The sequence below is a fragment of the Alcanivorax sp. HI0083 genome (genome assembly GCF_001635175.1).
Genome location: NZ_LWFX01000911.1, coordinates 1 through 7,789 on the forward strand (window position 1 = coordinate 1; position 7,789 = coordinate 7,789).

At 51.8% G+C, this 7,789-nt stretch carries 12 protein-coding genes; 1 reads left to right on the forward strand and 11 read right to left on the reverse strand.

All coding sequences use genetic code 11. The annotated features are described in order from the left end of the window. The coding region (locus tag A3754_RS27630) for a hypothetical protein (RefSeq protein ID WP_231880570.1) at positions 1-191 on the forward strand (191 nt) is incomplete at its 5' end. A gap of 164 nt (positions 192-355) precedes the next feature. Here A3754_RS27630 and A3754_RS09285 read toward each other — a convergent pair. The 11 genes from A3754_RS09285 to A3754_RS26605 all read right to left on the reverse strand — a co-directional run bounded on the left by A3754_RS09285 (position 356) and on the right by A3754_RS26605 (position 7,771). Continuing rightward, positions 356-1,816, reverse strand: a complete 1,461-nt coding sequence (locus A3754_RS09285; protein ID WP_063519437.1) for a hypothetical protein — start codon at positions 1,814-1,816, stop codon at positions 356-358. A gap of 118 nt (positions 1,817-1,934) precedes the next feature. Then, positions 1,935-2,228 (reverse strand): hypothetical protein, encoded by a 294-nt coding sequence (locus tag A3754_RS09290; protein ID WP_063519438.1) that lies wholly within the window; start codon positions 2,226-2,228, stop codon positions 1,935-1,937. A gap of 63 nt (positions 2,229-2,291) precedes the next feature. Continuing rightward, positions 2,292-2,702 carry a GFA family protein gene (locus tag A3754_RS09295; RefSeq protein WP_063518561.1) on the reverse strand — a complete coding sequence of 137 codons (411 nt, stop codon included), beginning with the start codon at positions 2,700-2,702 and terminating at the stop codon, positions 2,292-2,294. A gap of 15 nt (positions 2,703-2,717) precedes the next feature. Further along, complete coding sequence (locus A3754_RS09300) at positions 2,718-3,329, reverse strand: DUF1287 domain-containing protein (protein WP_063519439.1); 612 nt, start codon at positions 3,327-3,329, stop codon at positions 2,718-2,720. Between the two features lie 51 nt (positions 3,330-3,380). Then, positions 3,381-3,992, reverse strand: a complete 612-nt coding sequence (locus A3754_RS09305) for a hypothetical protein (protein ID WP_063519440.1) — start codon at positions 3,990-3,992, stop codon at positions 3,381-3,383. Positions 3,993-4,106: 114 nt separating this feature from the next. Then, a complete protein-coding gene (locus A3754_RS09310) occupies positions 4,107-4,721 on the reverse strand; it encodes a trans-aconitate 2-methyltransferase (RefSeq protein ID WP_063519441.1) in 615 nt (204 codons plus the stop codon). A gap of 6 nt (positions 4,722-4,727) precedes the next feature. Further along, positions 4,728-5,126 carry a hypothetical protein gene (locus tag A3754_RS09315; RefSeq protein ID WP_063519442.1) on the reverse strand — a complete coding sequence of 133 codons (399 nt, stop codon included), beginning with the start codon at positions 5,124-5,126 and terminating at the stop codon, positions 4,728-4,730. A 214-nt stretch (positions 5,127-5,340) separates the two neighbouring features. Continuing rightward, the gene (locus A3754_RS09320) at positions 5,341-6,015 is read right to left on the reverse strand and encodes a hypothetical protein (RefSeq protein WP_063519443.1); all 675 of its coding nucleotides are present in this window, start codon (positions 6,013-6,015) and stop codon (positions 5,341-5,343) included. 149 nt (positions 6,016-6,164) lie between these two features. Further along, positions 6,165-6,683, reverse strand: coding sequence for an ATP-binding protein (locus A3754_RS09325; RefSeq protein WP_063519444.1), 519 nt, complete (start codon positions 6,681-6,683; stop codon positions 6,165-6,167). Positions 6,684-6,770: 87 nt separating this feature from the next. Then, positions 6,771-7,346 carry a hypothetical protein gene (locus A3754_RS09330; RefSeq protein ID WP_063519445.1) on the reverse strand — a complete coding sequence of 192 codons (576 nt, stop codon included), beginning with the start codon at positions 7,344-7,346 and terminating at the stop codon, positions 6,771-6,773. Positions 7,347-7,414: 68 nt separating this feature from the next. Continuing rightward, on the reverse strand, positions 7,415-7,771 hold the full coding sequence (locus A3754_RS26605) for a hypothetical protein (RefSeq protein ID WP_156496933.1): 357 nt from the start codon (positions 7,769-7,771) through the stop codon (positions 7,415-7,417). Between the last annotated feature and the right edge of the window lie 18 nt (positions 7,772-7,789).

Below are 7,789 nucleotides of genomic sequence, written 5' to 3' on the forward strand. Positions count from 1 at the left end.
CGGCGGCGAAACAACAACGCTGGAGGGGCATGATGAGCCGTATCTTTGCCATTCCGCTGTTCATCGGCATCACCAGTATCGTGGGGCTGCTGGCCGCCCTGCTCGGCGATGGCATCTACGACGGAGTATCCTGGTTGGGCCTGGGCATCCCGGTGGCCGCCGTTATTTACGCCTACGCCAAACGACACTGACCGTCGCCACAACAGACTACTGTAGGAGCCCCACTTGAGGGGCGAACAGCGACGGGGGGATCGAAACTCGTCTCACTACAGAGCAGAAGTCACAAAGATAATCTGATGTCTTTCAGGTTTGGATTTCGCCCCTCAAGTGGGGCTTGTACAGGGAAGCAAAACCATTAGAAGCGCACGGTAACCGCCGAAATAAACGCATCGCGAGTACCGATAAATCCATCGTATTCCAGCATGACCGACAGCCTCGGCGTTACGTCCCAGTTGGCTCCCGTCACCAGATTCCAGCGATCAGAATTGCTCTGATCCACCTTGTAATCCAGCACCTGATCGGTGCCCGGTATCGCCAGGCTACCGGCCGCTACCGTACGCACATCCAGATAGTTACCCCCGGCGAACACCGTCAACCGCCCGGCCCGGTTTAATGCAAAGCCGCGCCCCACCCGCGGGCTGATGGTCAAGGCACGCCCTTCCAACGTGGTCTTGTCGGAATCCGTCCAGGTCACGTTAAAGGGAACCAGCAAAAACCAATCCCGCCACCCGGAAGCCACCACGCCACCGGCACCGTAATTCATCGGGCTCAGGTCCACATCGATGGGAAAACGCACCTGCTTGCCTTCAAACAGGTGGCACACCGGCGGCCTAATCGCGCCAGTACAGTCCTTGCCGATTTGATCCAGCATGGTATCGCCATCAATCGCAATATCCAGATCCAGGTCCCCGTTTACCTGCCCGAAGGTGCCATACAGGTTCAGGAAAGGCAGCACCCAGGCATCCACCTTGATCTGCTCGGTAATCAAATCACTATCGGCGCCGAAAGACACAAACTCGTATGGCCGAGTGCCATTGCCATTGAAACCCACCTGCAGGTTTTCGATACGCATGTCCTGGCGTACATCCGCCCGCAGCACACCGATACCGAAAGGCATCGGCAAGTCATACCCCCTGGCCACCGCTTGCTTGCCAAGCAATGGCAGCGGATGGTTCCAGTAACGTGGGGCATCATCACGGGGAGTATCGTGGCTGGAGTAGCGATTGGGAAAGTTATACTGGGACAGGCCGGTATCAGTGAGGCGGTGATTCACCCGTACCTGGCTGATATCCATGCTGGCGCCCGCCGACACCCCGGTTTCACTGGAAACAAACAGCTCAATGCCCGCATTGGCGGAGCCAAGCTGCTCATCACTGTTGCCCACATTGGAACTTGCATTGGAGCGTAACAGCCACTTGCCCCGTGTGATCTGGTCGATCACAGCCGGGTCGCTAATCACCGCCACAAAGCGCTCCGCCCGCGCACCAATCCCCAGCCCCATGCGAACGGAATGAATATCCAGGTAGGTATGGGTGTCATCGCGCTGGTCGTGTAATACCGCCACCGACGTGCCACCCCCCAGGGGACCCAGAAGCAAAACATCGGTGGTGCCGACAATGTAACCCGGGGCAGCATCCAGTTTTTGTTGCAGCTCCGGCATCTCGGCAGAGAACTGTTGCAGCGCCTTGTCGGTTTTCCAGTCAACCTGTACGCGCACGGCATCCACATCAGCCACTGGCGTCCCCACACAGCCGGTAAGAATTCCCACACCGAATACCAGCAAGGCCAGTTTGACTGATAGAAACAAATGCCCCATTCACCGCTTCCCTATGCTACTTATCGTAGATTCCATCATTCCTTCACCGGATGGTGGACGGTTTTGGGGAAAGTGTCACGCTACAGACGGGAAGCCCATGGCCACCATGCGCGATGCGCTAACCGAGGAGCCACGCCAGGCAGATATATCCCAGCGCGGCGACAACCCCGGCAAGCTGAAAAATAACGGCCATGATCGCCGCCGGCCGCGTCCACTGATACCGATCCAGAACAAAGACAATTACCCCGAGGGCAATGCACAATGCAGCAGGTATCTTGAGTTCAGGAGACGGGCCAGAAACAGTAGTGATGTTATTGCTCGACACGGACAGCCCAATATCGGCAACCCAAAACATCACGCCGAGAAAAACGTCCAGAGTGGCGACAGCCCTGACCATCCAAACGTTGATCATCCTGCACCTTTTTTAAACAAGAACGCCGCCACTTCACGGCTAAAAATTTTCAACCCAGCACGCTTACGGCTGCCTGTCGAAGGTTTTCACCCCTTCCGGAATCTTGAACCAATCCTGCTTTTCGCTGATCCAGATATGCGCCTGGGGCTCAAGAATGCTGGTATCCGCCAGATTGGCTGGTTTGAGTTTGATACTGTCTGGCTCATCCGGGTTAACGTGGTAAATGCGATTGCCGCAGGTGGGACAGAACATTGCCGCACTGGTATTGCCACTGTCCGCAGTACGCAGCCATTCGCGCATTTCACCATGAAACACAATGTCTTGGGCGCGTACAACAGCGGTAAGGCTGAATGCACTGGTGGACAGCTTCTGGCACGCCTTGCAGTGGCAGGCCAGTACTTTCTGGGGTTCAGCCAATAACTGGTAGGTCACCGCACCGCACTGGCAAGCACCGTCGATTGGATAGGTCGCCATCTCTCCCACCTTCGCTTATTCAGAATGATCGCCCGCAGGCTCATACCGATAATGCCCGGTGATGCGGTAGTCGAACAACATGTCTTCCAGGCGAGGCCCCGCACCAATGTTATGCACAATCTTCGGAGTGCCCGTGTTCGCCGCCAGCTTGTCGGTAACAATGCCAATATGAGGCAAATTCCCGGGTAACATCCAGGTCACCAAATCTCCGGGCTTATAATCCGACGGAGTCTGGCTTATCGGCAATGACTTGCCATGGCGGGCAAAGAAAGCCTGCAAGTTTGGCACGCGGCGGTGATCGATATTGCGATCGGTGGAACTTAGCCCCCAGATCCGTTTGGACGGATAAGCCGCGAAGTTGGCTGCCATATCCTCATGAACCAAAACCTGAAGATCTACGCCCAGAGTACGGTAAGCGCGAATCACCACATCGGTGCAGACACCGATATTCGCCGGCACATCACCATTGGGGTAATCCAACCGATAGTAGGCGCCGTTGTAGCTAATCTGATGCTGCGTGCGCTCAAGCGCCGCCGACACCAGATCCTGTTGAAAAGCGTTTGCTTGCACAACGCCTGACAACAGCCCCCAAAGTAACGCTAACCCGCATCCCAGGCGTTGTGACATACCCCTACCCCGCTCGCTTTCCAATCATTCAGATCCATTATCCGACCGCCATCAGGGAAGTCTGTTCCGGTAAGCCCGCAGGATGTCGTCCACCCGCTCTGCATGATCCATATCAACACGGAGGAAAAACGGAACAACCCAATCGCAACCGGCAAGCTGACAATGCCGCTTCCAGTCACCAAACGTATCGATACTGTCCAGCGTCAGAGCCACCGAACCGCCCCGCTCGGCAAACCCACCACCAATGCTTTCTCCCAGCACCAACCATTTGTCATCGCAGAAGGGCCGTATGGAAACGGTATACACATGATGCCGCTGATCCTGCTCGGTGGGTGCACGGTTCTCCATGCCCAGGGTCAAGGTCGCCGTCTTCAAATCCGCAAAATCCACTGCTTCAGACCACTTCAGCAGTGCCGGCACGTCCAGCGACGCTTCCTGCTCCCACACATTTTGGCCATCCCACATCTGGGTTTTATCCAGGGCCGTCCAGCTCAGCGCCCCGGGGGTGACGTCACAGGCTCGCAGCTTGAGAGGAAACGCCAGAAACCACAGCGGTGTATCCGCGACCCGGGCAGAGGGAAACTGGCGAAAACGGCCATCGTCGAACTCGATAATCAACTTGAACGATTCCAGTGGCACCACACGTTTGATCGACAGCGGCATTAACGTCTCCCGGCTTACTGGCGGGCCGCCAGCGTCACGATGTTAAGACAGTAGAACATGCTCATCGCATCCCCCCCTGAGCGCCAGCAACCGGCACACTGCGGAAGGAAAAAATCAGTCAACAGATACCTCAGGCTTTTGCACAATCATGTAGGTATGAAGCTCGGGATACTGGTCATACTCCAGATGCCGGCACACACCGCCAAGCCGGGATACCAGCGCCAGAAAGCCGTTAACGCCCAGGGAGGAGTAATACATTTCCGGGCCCATGAAATCATCCCGGTGATCTCCCGGTTCATCGGTACCGCCAAACGAGAAGATCAGCACCCCGCCCGCTGCAAGGCTGTTCACCAGCCGGGTGATAACATTTTCCTGTTCCGAGAGAGGCACATGCCAGATGCTGTCCCACGCCGTGATAAAAGCATAATCAGCAGGGCTGTCCCACTGGCAGATATCCTGATGATGGAAGGTCACATCCGGGTGGCGGTCACCGGCCAATCGCAGCATCTTCTCTGAAATATCCACACCTTCCGGCGCAAACCCTTCTTCCTGTAGCAAATCAATAAACCGGCCCGTACACCCACACCCCACATCCAGCGCCCGGCCCTTGCGGCGGACAAACTGCAGCGCCCGCTTGTGCGCCTCAATACCATTCTGGCGATTGAACTTTTCACTTTCCCACAGGTGGGTAATGGTGTCGTATTTCTTGCCGGTTTCAGTGGGATTCATAAGCCATCAGCCGTTGGAACGTTGCGAAAAAAATACCCAGCCAAAGAAAAGCATAAAGGCCAGGTCGTTGAGCCCGTAGAGGCTGTAAAACACCCCGGCAAACAGATCCTGCTCATACACCCCGCCAAGACTATGGTTCGCCATCCACAGCCCCCACGCCAGCACGTACACCAGCTTCTCCACGGCAAAGGCTGCGGCCAGCCAGCGGATATTGCCCTGGATAAACGCCGCCCCCAGATAGGCCAGCCCCCACACCACAATCATCAGCAGCCCAAAGTTGGACATCACCACCGGATCGGCCTGGTTGATGGCGTCATTGGTGAAAGCACGGGAGAAAAGCAGCACACCGCCAATATTCATTAGCGCGGCGGCGATAAAACCGTTTTTGACCAGGTTTGTGTTCATTGTCTTTCCAGAGGATTAAGGGGTCTTTGGGTTTCATAAAACCTGACAGGCCAACGGCAAGACTATACGTGCCGCACCAGCCAAGAAATTTACTGCAGGAGCACCACTTGAGGCGTGAACCATTTACTAGCGAATCTGGAAGCCTGAATTATTTAACATGGGAAAAGATCACCCCCTGTACATTTAATTAACCCCCAACGGAAGTCTAAAATCCTCAATTCATTCCTTCAATACAATTGATCACTAAAGCGCCTAGCTGACGGGTGTTATATGGATTTCCATTACTATTGAGAATGCCAAGCTTTAGCTCACTGGCTAACGTTCTTAATTCAGGTTTAGCGACTGGTGATAATTCACCATTGACATACACCTCTATAGAGCCGTTCTCCAGCTCCCTAATCTTACGATTGCCGTATTCTGCAACTCTGATCGCTTTGAGCTGGGAAGCCGGCTTGGGAGTCCGAACCAGCTTTGATAAAGAAATAGAATATTTTCCTTGAGAGTTTTCGACCCCCATAAGGTTTATTGCCTCAGAGACACCACCATTAAATAGCATTTCAATTTGCATTTCCTCTGTATTCACACGAAGTATCATGACACGATCAACCTCGTGAAGAGTTCTAGGGTTAAACGATATATGGCCACCCAAGCCCATCATTGCTGTTGTTTTTACGGAAATACGGTCCCCATCTCCGCTCACAACATCATAACCTTTTTGATTTACTTCCGTAGCCATCTGCCCATTGGTAATTAGCGCAGAGTAAAGTTCCCCGATCCGCCCAATAAGATGGCGCAATTCCGTAGGAGGCACTCCCCAAAGCAACTCCCTTTCAAACCAAGTCATTGCTTCACCCAACGATTGAATGAGCTGCATTTGAGTTAATGCCAAAATTCATTCCCCTTACCTAGCGCCTGTTATTTTATAAACACTCACTAGTCATTACAGCCAACCCTAATTAATAGAGACTAATTTTTTCTTTCAATCCAATTCCGCAACCCAATTCCGCAACCCAATTTCAGGGCAGTTCTTGCCTTTATCTACTTGACGCACGGGGCAAGACCTGACCCTCGTGTCCACTCAGAATGAATTATTGATACTTCACGAAGCATTTCAACTGCATCCAAAAGCGACTTTATTTCATCATGAAGGTCACGAAGAGTAATTTCGGCGGCACGCTCAAGATTTAGAAACTTGAAAGTAGCTCCGGCCTTTTCTTTTATTGTTCTCTTGCTAAGCCTACTAGCACTGATGGCTTGGTAAGCAATATTTGCTATTACATCTGAAAAAGTTGCGTCTGGAGAACAGGATACATCTATGTATTCTGAGTCAGAACTCTGATACTGGTTGGCAGCTGTTGCAGCGAGGGAAGATTTACCAACCCCTCTGTCTCCATAGATAAAAATATGGCGCCCAGAAGCATAAAGAGCTTCTTCAATTCTTCTGAGCTCCTTCTCTCTTCCGAATAAATGTTCAATACTATGGATCGGCTGCGCAGGAAAAACTAGCTTTGCCAGCTTCTTTCCAAATGATTGCCGTTCATATCCCTCAATTGCCATTAATCAGTCCTAAAGGTTAACTCTGATGAAAATATAACGCCTAAGCGCACCGGCGGCCTGTCCAGGCCGCCCAAGTGACGCGATTTGTTATGCAAATTGCTTGAATCCGAGATAGGTGTCTATGGCACCCCAGATGAAAATCCCGTATGAAGCGAGCCCCATAAAAATGCAACTCACGTTCAAAACCCAGCCCCAAAATTTGCATCGTTCACTTTGTGAAGAGTAAAGCCACTGGCTCAAATACGTTAAACCTGAGACCAGGCCAATAACGAATACCCCAAAAGTAAAAATCATCAATGAGCCAGAAAAAACCGAAAGCTTGCCTGGATTCTCAGTGGTCAACTTACCTAGGAAAGCCAGGAGGGCAATTGTTGCACCTCCGTTCATCAGCAACGACGTCTTAATGGCGTTTTGCCCCGCAGTTATTACGGACCTAAACATTTCAAGAGCCGACGATTGCTGAGCTTTACGATCCTCTACGTTAGCCTGTAATTGAGCGCGTATCTGCTCCAGTTTAACCGGATCGACCTCCTCCTCTGGGGCATCGATAACCCTATTGAGATAAGCAAGTAGGTCGTCACTCTGAATCGCATTGATACCCTGCTCGTTTTTTAGGTGCGCTATTTCATCGCGCAAATTACGAGCTAATGCCTTTGCTGACATTCAACACCTTTTGCATAACGCTTCAAACAGGGGCGCGCTGTAAGCGCGTCCATGCCTGCTTTGACTTGTTATGAGTTACACAACAAGACCTTATGAAGACTGCTTTGCCAATGGCCATTTGAGACCTCACCATAATGAATGTGTAGGGCATGCACAGCATTACAGTTGTTGCATGACATAATACCTAAAAAAGTGTTACCCCACTGGTTGCTCTGGGGTAAATTGAAATTCTTACCTAACTTACTAACAATTACTTTTTCTTGTTCTTTATTATCTTTCCAAAACTCGAATGTTTCTTTTGAAATATCATAACCACAAGCACCACAATTTATGTTTATAGTGCCACCGCCCATTGAGTCACCGTCATAGTACATAACGGGTTTGTCTTTATGCTCAATAACAGTTTTTTTATATGATATTTCCATATTCACCTTAAAAACTCA